18 protein-coding genes, 1 tRNA gene and 1 pseudogene are annotated in these 16,490 nt (G+C 66.2%); 13 read left to right on the top strand and 7 right to left on the bottom strand.

Annotation, left to right across the window (positions count from 1 at the left end):
- Positions 1–44 precede the first annotated feature (44 nt).
- A complete protein-coding gene (locus ACFYTS_RS21810; protein WP_387306717.1) occupies positions 45–407 on the top strand; it encodes a hypothetical protein in 363 nt (120 codons plus the stop codon).
- On the opposite strand, the gene ACFYTS_RS21805 is transcribed toward ACFYTS_RS21810, so the two are convergent.
- The 3 genes from ACFYTS_RS21805 to ACFYTS_RS21795 all read right to left on the bottom strand — a co-directional run bounded on the left by ACFYTS_RS21805 (position 404) and on the right by ACFYTS_RS21795 (position 3,114).
- Positions 404–889, bottom strand: a complete 486-nt coding sequence (locus tag ACFYTS_RS21805) for a hypothetical protein (RefSeq protein WP_357278461.1) — start codon at positions 887–889, stop codon at positions 404–406. The two genes, ACFYTS_RS21810 and ACFYTS_RS21805, sit on opposite strands and share 4 nt — an antisense overlap.
- 583 nt (positions 890–1,472) lie before the next feature.
- Positions 1,473–2,507 (bottom strand): TerC/Alx family metal homeostasis membrane protein, encoded by a 1,035-nt coding sequence (locus ACFYTS_RS21800; RefSeq protein WP_387306715.1) that lies wholly within the window; start codon positions 2,505–2,507, stop codon positions 1,473–1,475.
- 178 nt (positions 2,508–2,685) lie between these two features.
- Complete coding sequence (locus tag ACFYTS_RS21795) at positions 2,686–3,114, bottom strand: nitroreductase/quinone reductase family protein (protein ID WP_357278456.1); 429 nt, start codon at positions 3,112–3,114, stop codon at positions 2,686–2,688.
- Positions 3,115–3,246: 132 nt separating this feature from the next.
- Here ACFYTS_RS21795 and ACFYTS_RS21790 point away from each other — a divergent pair, with 132 nt between their 5' ends.
- The 4 genes from ACFYTS_RS21790 to ACFYTS_RS21775 all read left to right on the top strand — a co-directional run bounded on the left by ACFYTS_RS21790 (position 3,247) and on the right by ACFYTS_RS21775 (position 5,798).
- Positions 3,247–3,630, top strand: a complete 384-nt coding sequence (locus ACFYTS_RS21790; protein ID WP_357278454.1) for a DUF4234 domain-containing protein — start codon at positions 3,247–3,249, stop codon at positions 3,628–3,630.
- A 69-nt stretch (positions 3,631–3,699) separates the two neighbouring features.
- Positions 3,700–3,773, top strand: a tRNA-Ile gene (locus ACFYTS_RS21785).
- A gap of 689 nt (positions 3,774–4,462) precedes the next feature.
- Positions 4,463–4,801 (top strand): hypothetical protein, encoded by a 339-nt coding sequence (locus ACFYTS_RS21780; RefSeq protein ID WP_387306713.1) that lies wholly within the window; start codon positions 4,463–4,465, stop codon positions 4,799–4,801.
- 265 nt (positions 4,802–5,066) lie between these two features.
- A complete protein-coding gene (locus ACFYTS_RS21775; protein ID WP_387306898.1) occupies positions 5,067–5,798 on the top strand; it encodes an MspA family porin in 732 nt (243 codons plus the stop codon).
- Between the two features lie 236 nt (positions 5,799–6,034).
- On the opposite strand, the gene ACFYTS_RS21770 is transcribed toward ACFYTS_RS21775, so the two are convergent.
- Entirely contained in the window at positions 6,035–7,426 is a 1,392-nt protein-coding gene (locus ACFYTS_RS21770; RefSeq protein WP_387306711.1) for an FAD-binding oxidoreductase, read from the bottom strand.
- Positions 7,427–7,602: 176 nt separating this feature from the next.
- Here ACFYTS_RS21770 and ACFYTS_RS21765 point away from each other — a divergent pair, with 176 nt between their 5' ends.
- Both ACFYTS_RS21765 and ACFYTS_RS21760 read left to right on the top strand, forming a co-directional pair.
- Positions 7,603–8,586, top strand: coding sequence for an alpha/beta hydrolase (locus ACFYTS_RS21765; protein ID WP_357278448.1), 984 nt, complete (start codon positions 7,603–7,605; stop codon positions 8,584–8,586).
- A gap of 37 nt (positions 8,587–8,623) precedes the next feature.
- Complete coding sequence (locus ACFYTS_RS21760; protein ID WP_387306708.1) at positions 8,624–9,259, top strand: TetR/AcrR family transcriptional regulator; 636 nt, start codon at positions 8,624–8,626, stop codon at positions 9,257–9,259.
- 18 nt (positions 9,260–9,277) lie between these two features.
- On the opposite strand, the pseudogene ACFYTS_RS21755 reads toward ACFYTS_RS21760, so the two are convergent.
- Together ACFYTS_RS21755 and ACFYTS_RS21750 are read right to left on the bottom strand one after the other, a co-directional pair.
- Positions 9,278–9,925, bottom strand: a pseudogene (locus ACFYTS_RS21755) (helix-turn-helix domain-containing protein); the annotation flags it as partial.
- 65 nt (positions 9,926–9,990) lie between these two features.
- Positions 9,991–10,707: an alpha/beta fold hydrolase gene (locus tag ACFYTS_RS21750; RefSeq protein WP_387306896.1), complete on the bottom strand. Its 717-nt coding sequence runs from the start codon at positions 10,705–10,707 to the stop codon at positions 9,991–9,993.
- Positions 10,708–10,807: 100 nt separating this feature from the next.
- On the opposite strand from ACFYTS_RS21750, the gene ACFYTS_RS21745 reads away from it, so the two are divergent.
- A complete protein-coding gene (locus ACFYTS_RS21745) occupies positions 10,808–11,503 on the top strand; it encodes a helix-turn-helix transcriptional regulator (RefSeq protein ID WP_387306707.1) in 696 nt (231 codons plus the stop codon).
- A gap of 341 nt (positions 11,504–11,844) precedes the next feature.
- On the opposite strand, the gene ACFYTS_RS21740 is transcribed toward ACFYTS_RS21745, so the two are convergent.
- Complete coding sequence (locus ACFYTS_RS21740; protein ID WP_357278441.1) at positions 11,845–12,078, bottom strand: hypothetical protein; 234 nt, start codon at positions 12,076–12,078, stop codon at positions 11,845–11,847.
- 299 nt (positions 12,079–12,377) lie between these two features.
- On the opposite strand from ACFYTS_RS21740, the gene ACFYTS_RS21735 reads away from it, so the two are divergent.
- The 5 genes from ACFYTS_RS21735 to ACFYTS_RS21715 all read left to right on the top strand — a co-directional run bounded on the left by ACFYTS_RS21735 (position 12,378) and on the right by ACFYTS_RS21715 (position 16,471).
- Entirely contained in the window at positions 12,378–13,055 is a 678-nt protein-coding gene (locus ACFYTS_RS21735; protein WP_387306705.1) for an SGNH/GDSL hydrolase family protein, read from the top strand.
- A gap of 54 nt (positions 13,056–13,109) precedes the next feature.
- Complete coding sequence (locus tag ACFYTS_RS21730) at positions 13,110–13,766, top strand: TetR/AcrR family transcriptional regulator (RefSeq protein WP_387306703.1); 657 nt, start codon at positions 13,110–13,112, stop codon at positions 13,764–13,766.
- A gap of 123 nt (positions 13,767–13,889) precedes the next feature.
- On the top strand, positions 13,890–15,332 hold the full coding sequence (locus ACFYTS_RS21725; RefSeq protein WP_387306701.1) for an MFS transporter: 1,443 nt from the start codon (positions 13,890–13,892) through the stop codon (positions 15,330–15,332).
- Positions 15,333–15,425: 93 nt separating this feature from the next.
- Positions 15,426–15,755, top strand: a complete 330-nt coding sequence (locus tag ACFYTS_RS21720) for an ArsR/SmtB family transcription factor (RefSeq protein ID WP_387306699.1) — start codon at positions 15,426–15,428, stop codon at positions 15,753–15,755.
- Positions 15,755–16,471 carry a cation transporter gene (locus tag ACFYTS_RS21715; RefSeq protein ID WP_357278429.1) on the top strand — a complete coding sequence of 239 codons (717 nt, stop codon included), beginning with the start codon at positions 15,755–15,757 and terminating at the stop codon, positions 16,469–16,471. The genes ACFYTS_RS21720 and ACFYTS_RS21715 overlap by 1 nt, the downstream gene beginning before the upstream one ends.
- The last annotated feature ends 19 nt before the right edge of the window (positions 16,472–16,490 follow it).

The raw sequence follows: 16,490 nt of genomic DNA, 5'->3' as shown, positions 1-16,490 counted from the left end.
GCCTCGCAGCCACAGGGGCCGCGGGACGGGGGAGGAGGCCGACCATGTTCGCTGTCGGATTCATTGTTGTCTTCATCGTGTTCACGCTGGTCGTCGTGGCGGTGGTCACCAACCGAGGTGAACGCGATCGAGTGCGTGGAAGACGCGACAAGCGCTGGGGACTCGGCTCCGGCGGCGGCGACTGGACCGTCGACTCGGGCGACCGCGGTAGCGGATGGTCCCCCGGAGGCGACGCCCACGGCCATCACATGGGCGGTGGCCACGGACACCACGGGAGCAGCGGCCACGATCACCACGGCGGCACCAGCCACGGCCACCACGGTTGCGGCGGCGGGCACAGCGGCTGCGGCGGTGGCAGCAGCTCCAGCAGCAGCTGTGGCGGCGGTGGTTGCGGCGGCGGCAACTAGCCCGCCCGCAACTCCGCCTCGATCGAGTGGACCTGCTCGGTGGGGATACCCCACGGATGGTCCACTCCCACAACGCTGTCCAGGTTCCACAGCACGCATTCCTCGCCCGGTCGCGCCACGAACGACCACGCGACGACGGTGCGTCCCAGCTGCTCCGCCATCGGGTCCCCGGACCCCGTGCCCTCCCCGTCCGGGAAGTGGTGCAGGAATCGCCCGTACGCGTCATCACACAGGCGCGCATACCGTTTCGTGCACAGGATGAGCCCGTGCCACGCCTCGTCCACCGCGTGTGACGGCATCCCGATCACCCGATCGTCGCGCATGGCCGCCCCGCAGCACCGCAACCACTGCCGTAACCCGGTCTCCACCAGCTCCCGCGGCTGCCACGGGCAGGTCTTGAACACCGCCTCCGGGATCTCCAGTGCGTCGACCACCCGATTGACCTGTTCGATGCTCGGACGCCGAGAACGGTTCAGCAACATGGCTACACGCTACGTCGAATCCGGTGACCGGGCAGGGCCCGATAAATAGGTTGGTCGAAGCGGTTCCCCGAGCGTATTTTTCGGCTGTATCTCGCGGTCACGGCTGCCGCGAGACGGGGGAGGAGGCCGGCGATGATCGGCACGATAATTTCCGTCATCCTGTGCATCGGGTTCGTCAGCGCGCTGAGTTACGGACTCATAGAGGGCATTCGGTCCGATCTCGAGACCAAGCGCCGGAGGGAGAGATGGCGGGCCGGGGGAGGTTGGCCCGGTGGCGCGGCCTACAGCGGTGGTTCGGTCAACAGCAGCGGCGGTGTGATCAACTGCGGCGCCGGCGGGGACCCCGGTAGCGGCAGTGGCTGCGGCGGCGGGCACAGCGGGTGCGGCGGTGGCAGCGGCTGCGGTGGCGGAGGTTGCGGCGGTGGTGGAGGTTGCGGTGGTGGTGGCGGCGGAGGGGGTTGCGGCGGTGGTGGCGGCGGGTGCGGTGGCGGCGGCGGTTAGCCACGCGTCCACCGCCCGATCGACTGGATCGAGCGGTGGACGCGGGAACCGGTTCGGCGGCATCGGGTGACGCCGCGTTGGCTCACCGCGGGTTGGCTACGGGTTCGTTCTCCTCGCGAGTGGCGTAGATGCTGGTGAGGGTGACCGTCGTCAGCACCACCACGATCACCACCAGCGAGGCGGCGGTGGGGATGGTCGGAACGCCGCTCCAGATGCCGTGGGCCCAGTGCAGGACCAGCTTCACGCCGATGAAGGCGAGGATGGCGGCCAGACCGTAGGCCAGGTGCACCAGGCGGGACAGGGCGGCGTGCAGGACGAAATACAGTGCGCGCAAGCCGAGTAGCGCGAAGGCATTGGTGGCGAAGACCAGGAACGGGTCGCCGGTGACGCCGTACACCGCGGGGACCGAGTCGACGGCGAAGACGATGTCGGTGGCCATGACGGCGGCCACGACCAGGGCGAGCGGGGTCAGGACGCGGCGGAACCGGCCGGGCCGGTCCGGGTCGGCTTCCTTCACCGTCATCTTGGTGCCGCGGTAGTCGTCGGTGACCGGCCAGATGCGGCGCAGCAGCTGCACCGACCTCATGTTGGCGACGTCCAGTTCCTGCTCGTGTCCGCCGGCCGCGTCGGCCAGCAGCTTCAGCGCGGTGACCAGCAGGATCAGGCCGAACAGCAGGAACGCCCAGTCCAGGGTGGCCAGGGCGGCCGCGCCCAGGGCGATGAAGATGCCGCGCAACACCAGCGCGCCCGCGATGCCGTACAGCAGCACCCGCTGCGCCAGCGCCGCCGGGACCGCGAACGCCGACAGCAGCAGCATGAAGATGAACAGGTTGTCCACCGACAGCGACTTCTCCAGCAGATAGCCGGTGAAGAACTCCACCGCGGGGGTGCCGCCGTTGTTGAACCACAGGAACATGCCGAAGGCGACCGGCAGGGCGATGTAGAAGGCCGTCCAGCCGATGGCCTCCCGCATGGACACCTCGTGCGGGCGGCGGGTGAGCGTGAAATCGAGAATCAGCAGCGCCAGCACCGCGGCGATCGTTCCACCCCACAACCAGGGGGTTCCGATGCTGTCGATGACGGGGGTAGCGGCTAGGAGAGTGGGGGTAGCACTCATGGGACCTCCTCGGACATGGCAAACCAGCCGAGGTCTCCTTCACCCGCGGACACCGTGGGCAACCACCCGGGGGACGCGACGGCGCGGCCCGTACTGACCGGAATGGTTCGTGGGAAGTACTCCCCTCTGCCCAGCAGGGTAGCCGACCCTTAGCGGGTCGGTCTACCTGATCCGCGTTTCAGCGCGGTGTGAGCACCACCACCGCGATCGGCCGCGATGTCATGGTCTGATACTGCGTATAGCGGCCCTTGTTCACCTTGTCGGCCAGCTGGAACCGGCGCGCGTAGTCCGGATTGTTCGGATAGATGGCGGTGGCCGTGACCGGAATCCGCTGGGTCCCGATCTGGATCACACATTCCGGCCGGGCCTTCACATTCGCCAGCCAGCCCGGCGGCCGGGGCGACCCGCCGTTGGAAGCCGTCACCAGATAGTTCTTGCCGTCCTTGGCGTAGGTCAGCGCATTCGTGCGCTCCTGACCGGTCTTCCGTCCCACAGTCCGCAGCAGCAGTGTCGGATTCCCGAACAACAACTTGTGCCCGATCGCCCCGTGGCTGTTCTCGTAGATCCACTGATGCGCCTTCAGCACGTTCCCGAACAGACTCGACATCCTGTGCCTCCCTGCCGTTGGTGGTCGCCTCAGATTAACGCTTCACGATCAGGTCACGATCCTGTGGATACGTTTCGGCAGCCGGCTCCCGCCGGGACACGAAAATCGCACGACAACAAAAGGATTCACCCCATGACCACAGCCCTCGCCACGCCGATCAAACCCCGCAACCCCGTGCTGGTGTGGCTGGTCTGGCCGCTGTTGACCCTCGGCATCTACTTCCTGGTCTGGTACTACAAGATCCACAAGGAGATGGCCGAACTCCGCCGAGACCCCGAAGCCCCCGTCGCCGGCCCCCTGCTGGTCATGATTCTGCTCTCCTGGACCGGCATCGCCGCCCTGATCAGCTTCTGGCGCACCGGCACCCGCATCGGCCAGTCCCAGGAAGCCGCAGGCCTCGAACCCACCTGCAACCCCCTCCTCGGCTTCCTGCTCAACTTCGTCTTCGGCCTCGGCATCCTCTACTACCAGCTCGAACTCAACAAGATCGCCGACGGCCCCACCGCCGCCCGATAGGTCCGACTGGGCATCGCCCCCACCGAAGCGGTAGCATCTCGCGGAGCCCGCGGTGATCTGCGGCGGTCTGGGGCGGTAGCTCAGTCGGTTAGAGCCGTGGACTCATAATCCATTGGTCGCGGGTTCGAGCCCCGCCCGCCCCACAAACCCCTCTGACCAGGGGTTTTTGTCGTTTCTGGAGAGATTTCAATCTAGAACAGCGCTCTTCCGCGAATAGATTACGGGCGTGCCATCGCACCATGAGGGGGAGCGCTTCGCTGGACGACATACCTGGTCCACATCGGCTACTTCGCCGATTACCTTCTCTCCGAGTCACTTCCGATCGAAGCACCCGACATCACCCGCGACCATATCGGCGGATACATCGAGCGGCGGAACAACCAACACACCCAGCTCGCTGAGACGATCGCGCACCGGACTGCTCGCATGCGTCGCTGTACGCGCGGATCCTCTCGGCCATCTCCTGTTGAAGCCCGCTGAGTCCGAATTCCCCGACGTGAAGTATCTCGACAGCCGCGAGGGTCTTCTCCCACTCGACCCGCATCATGTTCACCGTCTCGACCACAGCGACCTCGGGGACTACAACTTGCGTCTTCCACTCGTCACGGTGCGCGGCCACAGAATCCCAAACGCGCGACCGGAGCATCGGTGATCCACGAAAGATGTTGGTATCGACAACGTCTGGACCGATGACGGCACGGGAAGCCGCAACAGCTGCCCGATCCGGTTTCACCCGCATCTCGCCGCCGAGCTGTCCACTCTCGGCCTATCGGATCGGGTGCGCTACGCACAAACCTGCAGAGGCTCGAGCAGTACACTTCCCGATGATCCAATGCGCGATTCCTGGGAGCTCGCGAACAGCTACCGCAGTGCGATGGGCAGTTCTGTAGGTGCCGTGGCGAATCCGCAACTGCCGACTTACTTCGGCGGTCTCCTCGATTCGATTCAGCTGCCCAACCTGGCGGCGACCTGTGCGCCCTCCGAAGGCATGTCCAAGTTGATGGACGGCTTTGCTTTGAGAGCGTTCGGTGACACGGACGAGTGGCAGAACACGGCGGGTATCGGCTCGTCGGCAGGAGTTCCCTGGTCGACACGCCTTATCGCCGCATTGCTCCTCAGCCTGATATGTCCGATAGGCTCTATTGCCAGCCAACAGCGGCTGTTCCTGTGATATCGGACTCTGGAAGAAGCGCTAGCGCACATCTTCGAGAAAGGATCCAGGTTTGCGGCGTCTACTAATCGTCGCCGCGGCGGGCACGGCCGTGGCAACCCTGGGCGTGTGGGTCTGGGGTACCAACCTGGGCCGAGCCCAGCCGCCCGGCTCGGAGGTAACCGGTTCGGGAGTTCATCTGACGGCATCCGTCGACAGCGTCGGGGTGAATCTGCCTGGTAACCGGACTCCGAATTTCCTCTTGACGTTCGCGCATGCCGCGCAGATGTCCGGCGATTACTCGGTCAATGTGGAGGGTGACCCGATCACGTCCGGTCAGGCCGTCGCAGGGTTCATCCTCGGCTGCGGAATCAGTGTGGCCGGCGGCTTCACCGTCGGAATCGAGCCCAATCAAGGCTTGGTCGGCGCCCTTGCCCCGACAGTGAGCCCTGCGAGCCCTGTCAGCGCGCCGATTGCGACGGCGGCCACTCCCGTGCCGACTACGTCCATCGCCTCCGTCATCACCCCCAGCGCCATCACACCCAGTACCCGCCCGGTCGGCTTCGCCATAACCACTACCAGCCCAGCCGCTGCCCCAACCACCCCGACGACCCCGACAACCACGACGACCCCGACAACCACGACGACCACGACGACCACGACGACCACGACGACCCCAACCACCACCACCCCAACCACCACCACCCCAACCACCACCACCCCGACCAGTGCCAGTCCACCCAGCATCGACCTCGGACCCAGTGTCGGTGGAGTACTGGGCCTGCTAGAGGTCTTGACGGCCACGTTGGGGCCCGGCCAGGTCACCGTCGCGACAACGGCGACGTCGGCCCTGGACGACACCACAGTGTTCCCGTACCGCATCTCTTTCGACAGCGCCGCGTTGAATGTCGCCCAATGCGCCTCGCCGGTGTCGGCCGTCCCCTTCGTTACGGCCACGGTGAGTACCGTGCGGGGGGTTGTACAGACCACCGCCTACGGCGATCAGTTCACCTTCTGAGGCCCGGAGCCGCTTCGAGAAGGGTTGGGGGTCAGCGAATCCGGAACACCGGTCCGCGGGGGCGGAACGGCAGCGCAGCGCCCGCAGGGATGCAGACCGGTATGACCGCCATCGCAGGTTCTCTGATCACCACCATCGAATCGATTTGGGGCCTCGACATGATGGGGACCATCTTCCTCGGCTGAGAACGTGCTCGGGATGGTGAGCCGGCCACTGACGAGACTGGGCCGGCGTACTTACCGGAAGACTTTGCCGGGGTTGAGAATCCCGTCGGGGTCCAGCGCGGTCTTGACCGCGCGGTGCATGTCGAGGACCGCGGGGGACAGCTCCTGCCGCAGGCCGGACATCTTCAACAGCCCAACGCCGTGCTCGCCGGTGACCGTGCCGCCGAATTCCAGCCCCGCCGTGATGATGTCGTCGAACGCAGCCTGCGCTCGGATGCGCTGCGCGTCGTCGTCGGGCGGGACGATCAGCAGCGGGTGCAGGTTGCCGTCGCCGGCATGCGCTATGTTCGCGATGACCACGTCATGCGCGTCGCCGATCTGTTCGATCCTCGCCAGCATGTCCGGCACATGCTTTTTCGGTACGCAGATGTCCTCGGTCAGCACCGGGCCGAGGCGCTCCATCGCCGGGTAGGCGAGGCGGCGCGCTGCGAACAACGCGTCGGCCTCGGTCTGATCGGTGGACGCCGCCGCCCACGTCGCACCGCCGTCGGTGAAGGACCGCACCATCCGTTCGGCCTCGTCGTCACCGACGGCGCCGGGGGTGTCGATGCGGCCGAGCAGCACCACGTTCGCCTCGGCCGAGATGCCCATGTGCTTCCAGTCATCGACGGCCTGCAGGCACCTCTTGTCGACGAGCTCCAGCGCGGACGGTGTCAATCCCGCGTCGGCTACGGCCCGGATGGCCTTTCCGGCGTCGACCAGGGAGTCGAAGTAGCCGGCGATCGTCCGCTGCTGTTGCTGTAGCGGACGCAGCTTCACGGTGATCTCCGTGATGATGCCGAGCGTGCCCTCGGATCCGACCATCAGCCCGGCGAGGTCATATCCGGCAACGCCTTTCGCGGTCTGCCGACCCAACCGAACCAGCTCGCCGGTACCGGTGACGACCTCGACGCCGAGGACATAGTCGCGGGTGACGCCGTATTTGACGCAGCAGATGCCGCCGGCGTTGGTCGCGACGTTGCCGCCGATGGTCGACCACGGCGAACTGGCCGGATCCGGCGGATACCAGAGCCCCTCGGTGGCGCACTCCGCCCGCAGGTCATCGTTGACGACGCCCGGCTCGACGACCGCGATCCGCTCGAGCCGGTCGATCCGCTTGACCGCCGTCATCTGCTCCAGCGATACGATCACGCATCCCGGCACGGCGTTGGCGCCGCCCGAGAGCCCGGTTCCCGCACCGCGCGGTACGACGGGGATGCCGTGCAGCCGGCAGTACCGCACCAGCGCCTGGACCTCGGCCGCCGATCGAGCGCGCAGCACCGCGAGAGCATCGTGGTAGGGCGCCCACGCTGCCTCGTCGTGCTGGTATCGGTCGACGATGTCGGGGTCGGTGACGAAGCGATCCTCAGGGATCTCGTCGCCCAGCGCGGCGATCAGATCCGGCCCATCGACGGCTGCACTCATGCCAGCACCATAAGCCGCACAGGACATCCGTTCCGGGCCTCGAGTCGAAGTTCATCCGTTGAGCGGGACGGTCGCTTCCTGCCGTCACTTCTCGATCGAATGATCAAGAAGCTGAAATGAACCGTCGAAATCGTAGGTCGCCCCACGTGGCCTCGAATCTGCAAAGGCGATTGCAAATGTCTGACGTATTCCTCCCGGAACCGCGGTTCGTCGACACCGACGGTGCCCGCCTCGCGGTCTTCGAGGTGGTGCCGGAGAAGATCACCCGCGACGTGTGCGTCGTTCTCTGCCATGGCTTTCCGGAGCTGGCGGCCTCGTGGCGGCACCAGCTGCAGCCCATCGCGGACGCCGGATTCCACGTCCTGGCACCCGATATGCGTGGGTACGGTCAGTCGACCGGGCCGGAGGATCCCCGCAAGTACAGCATCGCCGAAACCACGGCGGACGTGGCGGCGCTGATCGAGGACGCCGGTTATGAGAAGGCCGTCGTGGTCGGTCACGACTTCGGCGGCATGGTGTCGTGGTCGATGCCGTACCTGCGGCCCGATTCGGTCGCCGGCGTGATCACGCTGAACACCCCGTTCGGGTTCTCGGAGCACAATCCGATCGAGCTCTACGAGCAGGTGTACGGACCGCGAAACTACGTGGCGTACTTCCAGACACAGGAGTGCGAGGATCTGCTCGACAAGGACCCCGCGGCCACGTTCCGGTTCTTCATGCGCCGCGACACCGGCAACGGTACCAACCTGTCGCGCTCGGGACAGCACGATCCGGAGTCGATGTCGTACATCCACTGGCTGCACGATGACGAGTCGACGTGGCCGGGCGAGGTCGTCATGAGCCCGGAGGAGCTGCAATACTACGCGAATGCGTACGCGCGCAGCGGTTTCCGCGGCGGCCTGAACTGGTACCGGAGCATCCTCCGGAACTGGGAAGTGCATACCGAGCGTTTCCCGGACGGCGTGCCGCAGGTGGACGTGCCCGCGCTGATGATCGCGGCACGCCGCGACCCGATCTGCCACCCGATGCTCAGTAACAACCTGCTGCAGTACTTCGAGACGTTCGAGCGCCGGATCATCGACACCGGCCACTGGACGCAGCTGGAGGATCCGGACACCACGACCGCGACAATCGTCGAATGGCTCGACCGCCATTTCTGAGCAGGCCCGTCCGATCGGGGCGGGTAGCCTGGCCGGCATGAATCGCGTGCTGCCGAACCGGCAGGGTGATGCCACCCGGGCGCACCTGATCCGCACCGCGGAAAAGCTCTTCGCCGACTACGGCGTCGACGCCGTGTCGGTCCGCGCGATCAATGCCGCCGCCGGACAGGGTGCTGCTGCGGTGAACTACCACTTCGGCACCAAGGAAGACCTGCTGTCCGCGGTGCTGCTGGACCTGGGTTCCGCAGTGGTGGAGTCGATTTCGCAGCGGATCGATCGCCTCGAGGCCGGCCCCGCGCCCGACCTCGAGGCGGTCGTGCGGGCGCTGACCGACCCGTACCTGGAATTGCTACTCGCACATCGGGTTCGGGGTATCCGATGGACCAAGATCGTCGTGCACGTGTCCCGCGACTACACCCGGCCGGCGATCGCCGACACCCCGCAGGACGAGCTTGCCCAGCGGCTGCGAGCCCAGCTCGGCCGCGCGCTGCCCGATACGCCCGACGACCGGATCGCGCAGCGCTGGCCGATCGCGGTGATGAGTTTTCTGCAGTCGCTCAGCCGCGTGGATCTGTGGTCCAGCACCCCGAAGATGAGCGATGTGGAGCTCATCGACTTCTATGAGGACCTGGTGTCCTTTCTCACCGGCGGTGCCGAACGCATGCTTCGCTGACCGGCCGATCGGCGATTGGGCACGGCGCGGAACGGCGACTGCGGTGAAGGCTGTCTCATCATCGTGGACCTCGGTGTATGTCACCCGGGAGTGATCATCGAGAACTGTGTGCACGAAGGCGTACCCGAGCTTCGGGTTGCGCCATTTGTTCTTCGGCTTGCCTGGGGTGGCTGCGCGGTCGTGGTCGCCTTGGGGGCGGCCGACGTAGCGCCGGCCACCGCCGTCGGGGATATTCCCGAGCTTCTTCACGTCCACGTGGACGAGCGATCCCGGGTGGTCGTGCTCATACCGGCGAATTGGCTCACCGGTCGCCCTGTCTATATAGGACAGCCGATTCAGACGCGCCGAGCACAGGATGCGATGAGCCGTCGACGGGGCGACGCCAAGCCTGCTCGCGAGTTGAACCGGGCCTTCGCGCAGCCGCATCCGCAGGCTCACACATCCCTTCGTCACGGCCTTGCCCGTCTTGTTCGGCGATGTTCTCGGTCGCGAGGAGCGATCGTGCATCGGCTCACCGGCGAGGTAGCGATCGACCCAGCGCTTCACGGTCGGCCAGGACACCTGGAAACGGGCAGCGACCTCGCTGATCGCCCACCCCTCCTCTACGGCGAGACGGGCAACCTCGAGGCGATGTCTTGGGGTGAGCGCGGCATGGGGGTGTGTCATGAGATCTTTCGGGAATTGAAGAGGGCCAGCCGCTTCGGCTGGCCCTCTTCAGGTCTGTCTGCGGTTCAGTTAGCTGGGGAAGTCGCTGCTGCGGCGAGGATGTGGGCGAGGTCGCCGGGGCGGCTCCACATGGGCCAATGCCCGGTCGGGAGGTCGATGAGGTCAACATGGTCGAGGTTTGACACCTCGGCGAACATGGGATGACCCGAGTTGGCCAGCTCCATTACCTGCGCGCTCGGGATCGAGCAGCACACCAGAGTGGTCGGGACCGCCAGACGCGCATCGTTGGTGAGCTTCACTTGCTGGCGTAGCACGGGACCGGGTTCTGGAACGGCCCTGGCTCGAAAGCGCTCGAGAGCCTCAGTGCTCAGGCCCTCGAGGCTGGCCTGCTCCCCGAGCGCGTCGAAGGGCGGCAGGGGAAACTCATCCAGATCCTCGGGCGCATCCGGGGCGAAGATACTGCCGGACGCGACGGGCCCGCTATCGACCCACACCACTCGGCGGACAAGTTCAGGATGCTGATCGAGCACAAGGCTTACCGGCGCGTTGGCTCCGCTGTGCGCCACGATGACTACCGGCTGGGCCTCGGAAGCCGAGGCCTGGGTCATAGTCTGCTCGATCGCCGTCGCCTGGTCATCGAGCGTCCTGGACGCCCGCTCGGGGTCCCGCTCATCGAGGCCGGGAAGCGTCATCGGGATGGTTCGCCAGCCGTCAGCGGTCAGGTGTTCCAGCACCTGGTCCCATGCCCAAGCTCCCAGCCAATGGCCAGCGATCAGGATCATGGTCGGGCTGCTCGCGTTGTTCGTCACACCACGATGCTCTCGAGCCTCGCGGACAAGGGTATGTCACCATTTTTGGCATGATTTTTCGCCGGGGTGGGAGATGAAGAGGGCGGAGCGACTCCACGCCCTGTCCGAGATGCTGCGACGCAGCGGACCGCGTGGATGCACTGCTGAGCGACTGGCAAAAGAGTTCGGCGTGTCCGTGCGAACGGTCAAGAGAGACCTCACCGCACTCGAGAACAGTGGCGCGCCGATCTGGTCGCGTCCGGGCCCCGGCGGCGGCTACGGGCTAGTCGCCCGAGGCACCCTGCCACCGGTCAGCCTGACCCCCGTGCAGGCAGTGGCACTACTCGCGGCAGTCTCTGCTGCACCCGATGCCCCCTACGCCGATCTCGCCTTGGCCGGCGTTCGGAAGATCATGGACGTACTCGATCCACGGACCCGGGCGAAGGCCGATGAGCTGGCCAGTCGCGTCTGGGTGAACGCGCCTCCTGCTCCGCGCGCGATCAAGTCAGCACTGGAGGAAGCGATGGCCGAGCAACGGGTGGTGCGTATCCGCTACACCTCGGGTGACGGCAGCAAGACCACCCGCGACGTAGAACCGGTGATGTTCGGCTCCACGAACGGCCATTGGTACCTGATCGGGTGGTGCAGGCTACGCAGCGATATGCGGTGGTTCCTCGTGTCCCGCATCGAGCACGCCAGTGCAACCAAGATTGCCTGCAGCGGCCATGGCATTGACGAGATCGGCATCCCCCCAGCGACAGCAAGACCCGTGAATGGCCAAGCTGAGTGAGGCACTCGATCAACGTCTCCGGTCAATACACCTAGTCGTGGCTCCACGCCGTTGGATGGTCTTCGGTGGACGTTCCGGCGCAGGAAGATTGAGGCACAGCGAGGTTCCCTGGCGTGCAGCAGAGCCCCTCGTCGGGGTCGAGCAGAGTCAAGATGCGTGTCGAATATGGAAAAATGCTCCATGACGTGCAGGTACTTCGCTGGTCCGCACAGAGCCGACAGCGATTGATCTCATAATCCATTGGTCGCGGGTTCGAGCCCCGCCCGCCCCACCACGGCCGCGGTGCGCAGTCCGGAATGCCGAAGCGCCGCAAGGGCGTTCGGCCGCTGGTTCGCTGGGTTTCAGATGTGGTCGACCAGGCCTATGGCACCCTCGGACACGGCGCAGTGCACGCAGCAGAAGAACCTGCCCTCCGATTCCACGCCGTGACCGATGATCTTGACGTTGCAGTGCTCGCAGATGGGTGCCATGCGGTGGATCGCACATTCGAAGCAGTCGAAGGTGTGCCGCACTCCCTGAGCTTCGACGACGATCGGCATGGCGTAATCATTACCGCAAACCTCGCATGCGCTCATGGACCGCACGCTACTCCGTGGGGCCGGTTCGGTGTCCCAGGTTCCGGCTTATGTGTCCCTCACCAGGGGCTCGGGGAGTCGTGAACGCACCCGGTCTGCAGGGCGGGTCGGTGGCGACACGAGATGTGATTTCACGGCATCGCGCCGCGCGTGTCGCTCAGGAGAAGTCGGCGAGGCCGTCGGCTCCCCATTCGGCACAGGTTGGGTGCAATCTGGCTTTGAACTGTATGTATTCGTATGCGTATGTGGCGTCTCCATATCCGTTGAGAATGTAGACGGTCGACCGTATGCTTACTTCCATGACGATGATTGTGCAGCCTCTCGCCGAGGAAACCGACCCTCACGTTCTCGCGCCGACCGACCTCGCCGCTTTGCTCTTCGGCGCTCCGTGGCGCCGCTATGCCGTGCTCGGAGACAGCCTGTCGGTCGGTGCGGGTGATCCGACGCCCGGTTATGCGAACCTGGGATGGCCCGCGCGGGTCGAACGCGTGCTCCGGATGGTGAATCCGGATCTGGCCTACCTCAATACGGCCCGCATCGGGGCCACGACCGCGCAGGCGCTCGAGGAGCAGGGCCGACGGATCCTGGACTTCGAGCCCGACCTGCTGCATGTGAACAGCGGGGCGAACGACATCGTGCGCCGCAGTCCCGACTGGGAGCGGATCGAGGCGGGACTGCGTGAGATGTATCGGTTCGCCGCGGGCACCGGCGCTCAGCTCGCGGTGTTCACCCTGGGACGGGCATTCGTGATCCCGGTCTTCCCGGATTGGACCGAGCGGCGCACCCGGCTCAACGACATCACCCGGAAGCTGGCCGCCGAGTTCGACGCGGTGCTGGCCGATTCCGAGGACCATCCCCTCAACGATCGCCCGAATCTGTTGAGTGAGGACAAGATTCACTTCTCGACGTCAGGTCAGGCGATCCTGTCGACGATCATGGTGCGTGAACTGGCGTTCCGGGTGGAGGCCGCGTCCTAGGTCTGGGAGCGGGACCGCTCCGGAGGGGCGGGTGAGTAACGTACGATCGGATGTATGCCTAGTTCGGTGACGCCGGCCGTGGGTGCCACGGCATCGGATGCCGTCGGTGAGATCACCGACAAGCGACTCCTGCGCGGCGCTCGGACCAGGCAGGCCGTACTCGCTCACGCCGTGGATATGGCATCGCTGGACAATCTCGAGGCGCTGAGCTTCGGGCGGCTCGCCACCGAGGTGGGGCTCAGCAAGGCCGGCATTCAGACCCTCTTCCGGACCAAGGAAGCTCTGCAGCTGGCCACCATCGAGCATGCCCGCCGCATGTTCATCGACTTCGTGATTCGCCCGGCGAATGCGAAATCGCCTGGCGTGGAACGCTTTCGCGAATTGATCGAACGCTGGATCGCCTATGCCGAACAGCCCTTGTTCGAGGGTGGCTGTTTCCAGGCGGCGAATCTCGCGGTGTACGACAGTCGGCCCGGTGTGTTGCGCGACAAGCTCGCGCAGTATCAGCAGGAATGGGTGGACGTGCTGTCCGCGGAATTGGCGTGCGCCGTCGAACGAGGCGAAATCGCACGGCTGGATACCGATCTCGCCGCATTTCAGACAGACGCCGTGCTGCGGACAGCGAACACTTCCATGCGCCTCGGTGACCAGTCCGTCGAGGGCAAGATCCGCCGTGTCGTCGAGCACTTCCTGGTGCCCGCCGACGGGTGATAGGCCAGCCGGCGTAGCGCCTCCTGATCGAAAGCTATAGCGCCGCAGCTAATTCGGTGCGGCGGACATGATTCGGCCACTCTGGCTTGATCTCGCCATAGTCAGCGCCTACGGTGGCTAACTATGGTTGAAACAAGTCAGGTTGTGTCTGCTGCTCCGGAGGCGCAGCCCCAGGCACGCGACCGTTCGAATCTCATCCTGTTGGTGCTGTGCTCGGCGGCGTTCATGGCGATGCTCGACACTTTCATCGTCAACGTCGCCTTCAAGGCGATCGGCGAGGGCTATCCGGGCTCGACGCTGTCGAATCTGAGCTGGGTCCTCAACGCGTACACTATCGTGTACGCCGCTCTGCTCATTCCGGCCGGCCGGCTGGCCGACCGCTTCGGCCGCAAACGCGGATTCCTGGTCGGGCTCACGGTTTTCACGCTCGCGAGCGTGGCGTGCGCTGTCGGCCCGACGCTGTGGTGGCTGGTCGGATTCCGGGTGCTACAGGCGGCCGGCGCGGCCCTGCTGACCCCGGCCAGCCTGGGCCTGCTGCTCACGGCGCTCCCGGCCGAACGCCGGGCGGGCGCGGTGAAGATCTGGGCCACCTCGACCTCCCTGGCCGCCGCGGTCGGGCCGGTCGTCGGCGGTGCGCTGGTGAAGCTGTCGTGGCAGTGGGTGTTCCTGGTCAACGTGCCGGTGGGCGTGATCGCGCTGATCGGGGCCGTCGCACTGCTGCCGGAGACCGAAGACGTGACGGTGACCCGGATTCCGGACCTGTTCGGAGCGCTGATCCTGGCGATCGGTCTCGGCGCGCTGGCGCTGGCGCTGGTGAAGGGGCAGGAGTGGGGTTGGTCGGGGAGTTCGACGCTCGTCGCCTTCGCGGCGGCGGCGGTTGCGGCGGCGCTGGCGATCGCCCGAGTGCTCACCCATGCGTCGCCCATCGTCGATCCGAACTTGATGAAGGTTCGAACCTTCCTCTGGGCCAATGTGACCGCCCTGCTGTTCTGCACCGCCTTTGGCGCGGTGCTGCCCAGCGTCGTGCTACGACTCGAGGGCGGCGCGGGTTACAGTGCCCTGGCCACCGGTCTGGCGGTGGCCCCCGGCCCGCTGATGGTGCCGGTGTTCGCCGCGGTGGGGCAGCGCCTGGCCGAGCGCGGATGGTCGGCCGGTTACCTGGTGGCTCTGGGTAATTCATTGGTCTGTGCGGGTGCGGTGGCCTTGGCGCTGAGCGCCCGGACCGAGGTCGACTACCCGGCCCAGGTGCTGCCCGGTTGGGTGATCATCGGTGTGGGCGTCGGGTTCTCGTTGCCCAGCCTGCTGGCGTCCGCCACGGTGGATCTGCCGCCCGCCCAGGTCTCGACCGGCAGCGGCATCGTGAACACCAGCCGACAGCTCGGCTATGTCCTCGGCGTCGCGATGCTGGTCGCCTTGCTCGGCACGCTCACCGCCTCGGGGAACGACGCGCTGAACGGGTTCAGGCACTCGTGGTGGGCGATCGCGGCGGTGGCGCTGCTCAGCGTGTTCACCGCGCTCGGGATCACGGCACGACGACGCCTCGACTCCGTAGGTCGTGTGTCCTGACCACAGTTCCCGAACGCGGTCTGGACCTGGGCCGCATCCCGAGCAAGATGGTTCATTATTTTCTGAATACAGATTCTGATGTACTGTCAGAGGGTGGACACTCTGCTGCACCGTGATGCGCTTGCCCGGTTCGGGCACGCCTTGTCGGATCCGACACGGACCCAGATTCTGTTGAGCTTGCGCCGGGAGCCGAGTTACCCGTCCGAGCTCGCGGAGCGGATCGGGGTGTCGCGTCAGATTCTGTCGAATCATCTTGCGTGCCTGCGGGGTTGCGGACTCGTCGCCGCGGTGCCGGAGGGGCGGCGGTCGCGGTATGAGCTGGCGGATGCGCGGATCGGGCGTGCGCTCGATGATCTGACCGGGCTGGTGCTGGCGGTCGACCCCGCGTGTTGTGCGGCGGCCGAGGCCGAAGGGTGCTGCTGATGTCGGCGTCGCTGGGGATGCCGTCGCTGCCGTCGGCTGTGGTGGTGGGGCCATCGCCGGAGCGGCGGGCGGTGCTGGCGAGCCGGATTCGCTGGTTCGTGGCCGCGACCATCGGTTACAACGTGGTCGAGGCGCTCATCGCGCTGAGTGAGGGCACGCGGGCGTCGTCGACGGCGCTGATCGGGTTCGGGCTGGACTCGGTGATCGAAGTGTCCTCGGCCGCGGCGGTCGCCTGGCAGTTCGCGGGCCGGGATCCGGAGCGGCGGGAGCGGACCGCCTTGCGGATCATCGCGTTCTCATTCTTCGCGCTGGCCGCGTACGTCACGGTCGACTCGGTGCGCGGGCTGGTCGGTGCCGGGGAGGCTCGGCATTCACCGATCGGCATCGCGCTGGCGGCGGTGAGTCTGGCCGTGATGCCGGTGTTGTCGTGGGCGCAGCGCCGGGCCGGGCGGGAACTCGGGTCGGCCTCCGCGGTCGCCGATTCGAAGCAGACGCTGCTCTGTACCTATCTGTCCGCGGTGCTGCTGGTCGGACTGGTGGTCAACAGTGTGTTCGGCTGGTCGTGGGCCGACCCGATCGCCGCTCTCGTCATCGCTGGCATCGCGGTGCGGGAAGGCGTCAACGCGTGGCACGGTGACACCTGCTGCCCGTCGCCGACCGCGCTCGGAGCGGGTGCCCGAGCCGCGGACGGTGATTGCGACTGCTGCGAGGACTGAATCCGATTGCCCGGCAGTG

This window comes from Nocardia sp. NPDC004151 (genome assembly GCF_042874235.1).
In the GTDB taxonomy this organism is placed as follows: Bacteria; Actinomycetota; Actinomycetes; order Mycobacteriales; family Mycobacteriaceae; genus Nocardia.
The sequence above is the reverse complement of the archived record's forward strand: the minus strand, read 5'-3'. Positions and strand labels throughout refer to the sequence as shown.

What these genes read in the sequence shown, in the direction of transcription:
- ACFYTS_RS21810 (WP_387306717.1), top strand. Translation starts at nt 45, where the DNA reads ATGTTCGCTGTCGGATTCATTGTTGTCTTCATCGTGTTCACGCTGGTC.
- ACFYTS_RS21805 (WP_357278461.1), bottom strand. Translation starts at nt 889, where the DNA reads ATGTTGCTGAACCGTTCTCGGCGTCCGAGCATCGAACAGGTCAATCGG.
- ACFYTS_RS21800 (WP_387306715.1), bottom strand. Translation starts at nt 2,507, where the DNA reads ATGAGTGCTACCCCCACTCTCCTAGCCGCTACCCCCGTCATCGACAGC.
- ACFYTS_RS21795 (WP_357278456.1), bottom strand. Translation starts at nt 3,114, where the DNA reads ATGTCGAGTCTGTTCGGGAACGTGCTGAAGGCGCATCAGTGGATCTAC.
- ACFYTS_RS21790 (WP_357278454.1), top strand. Translation starts at nt 3,247, where the DNA reads ATGACCACAGCCCTCGCCACGCCGATCAAACCCCGCAACCCCGTGCTG.
- ACFYTS_RS21780 (WP_387306713.1), top strand. Translation starts at nt 4,463, where the DNA reads ATGCGCGATTCCTGGGAGCTCGCGAACAGCTACCGCAGTGCGATGGGC.
- ACFYTS_RS21775 (WP_387306898.1), top strand. Translation starts at nt 5,067, where the DNA reads ATGTCCGGCGATTACTCGGTCAATGTGGAGGGTGACCCGATCACGTCC.
- ACFYTS_RS21770 (WP_387306711.1), bottom strand. Translation starts at nt 7,426, where the DNA reads ATGAGTGCAGCCGTCGATGGGCCGGATCTGATCGCCGCGCTGGGCGAC.
- ACFYTS_RS21765 (WP_357278448.1), top strand. Translation starts at nt 7,603, where the DNA reads ATGTCTGACGTATTCCTCCCGGAACCGCGGTTCGTCGACACCGACGGT.
- ACFYTS_RS21760 (WP_387306708.1), top strand. Translation starts at nt 8,624, where the DNA reads ATGAATCGCGTGCTGCCGAACCGGCAGGGTGATGCCACCCGGGCGCAC.
- ACFYTS_RS21750 (WP_387306896.1), bottom strand. Translation starts at nt 10,707, where the DNA reads ATGATCCTGATCGCTGGCCATTGGCTGGGAGCTTGGGCATGGGACCAG.
- ACFYTS_RS21745 (WP_387306707.1), top strand. Translation starts at nt 10,808, where the DNA reads ATGAAGAGGGCGGAGCGACTCCACGCCCTGTCCGAGATGCTGCGACGC.
- ACFYTS_RS21740 (WP_357278441.1), bottom strand. Translation starts at nt 12,078, where the DNA reads ATGAGCGCATGCGAGGTTTGCGGTAATGATTACGCCATGCCGATCGTC.
- ACFYTS_RS21735 (WP_387306705.1), top strand. Translation starts at nt 12,378, where the DNA reads ATGACGATGATTGTGCAGCCTCTCGCCGAGGAAACCGACCCTCACGTT.
- ACFYTS_RS21730 (WP_387306703.1), top strand. Translation starts at nt 13,110, where the DNA reads ATGCCTAGTTCGGTGACGCCGGCCGTGGGTGCCACGGCATCGGATGCC.
- ACFYTS_RS21725 (WP_387306701.1), top strand. Translation starts at nt 13,890, where the DNA reads ATGGTTGAAACAAGTCAGGTTGTGTCTGCTGCTCCGGAGGCGCAGCCC.
- ACFYTS_RS21715 (WP_357278429.1), top strand. Translation starts at nt 15,755, where the DNA reads ATGTCGGCGTCGCTGGGGATGCCGTCGCTGCCGTCGGCTGTGGTGGTG.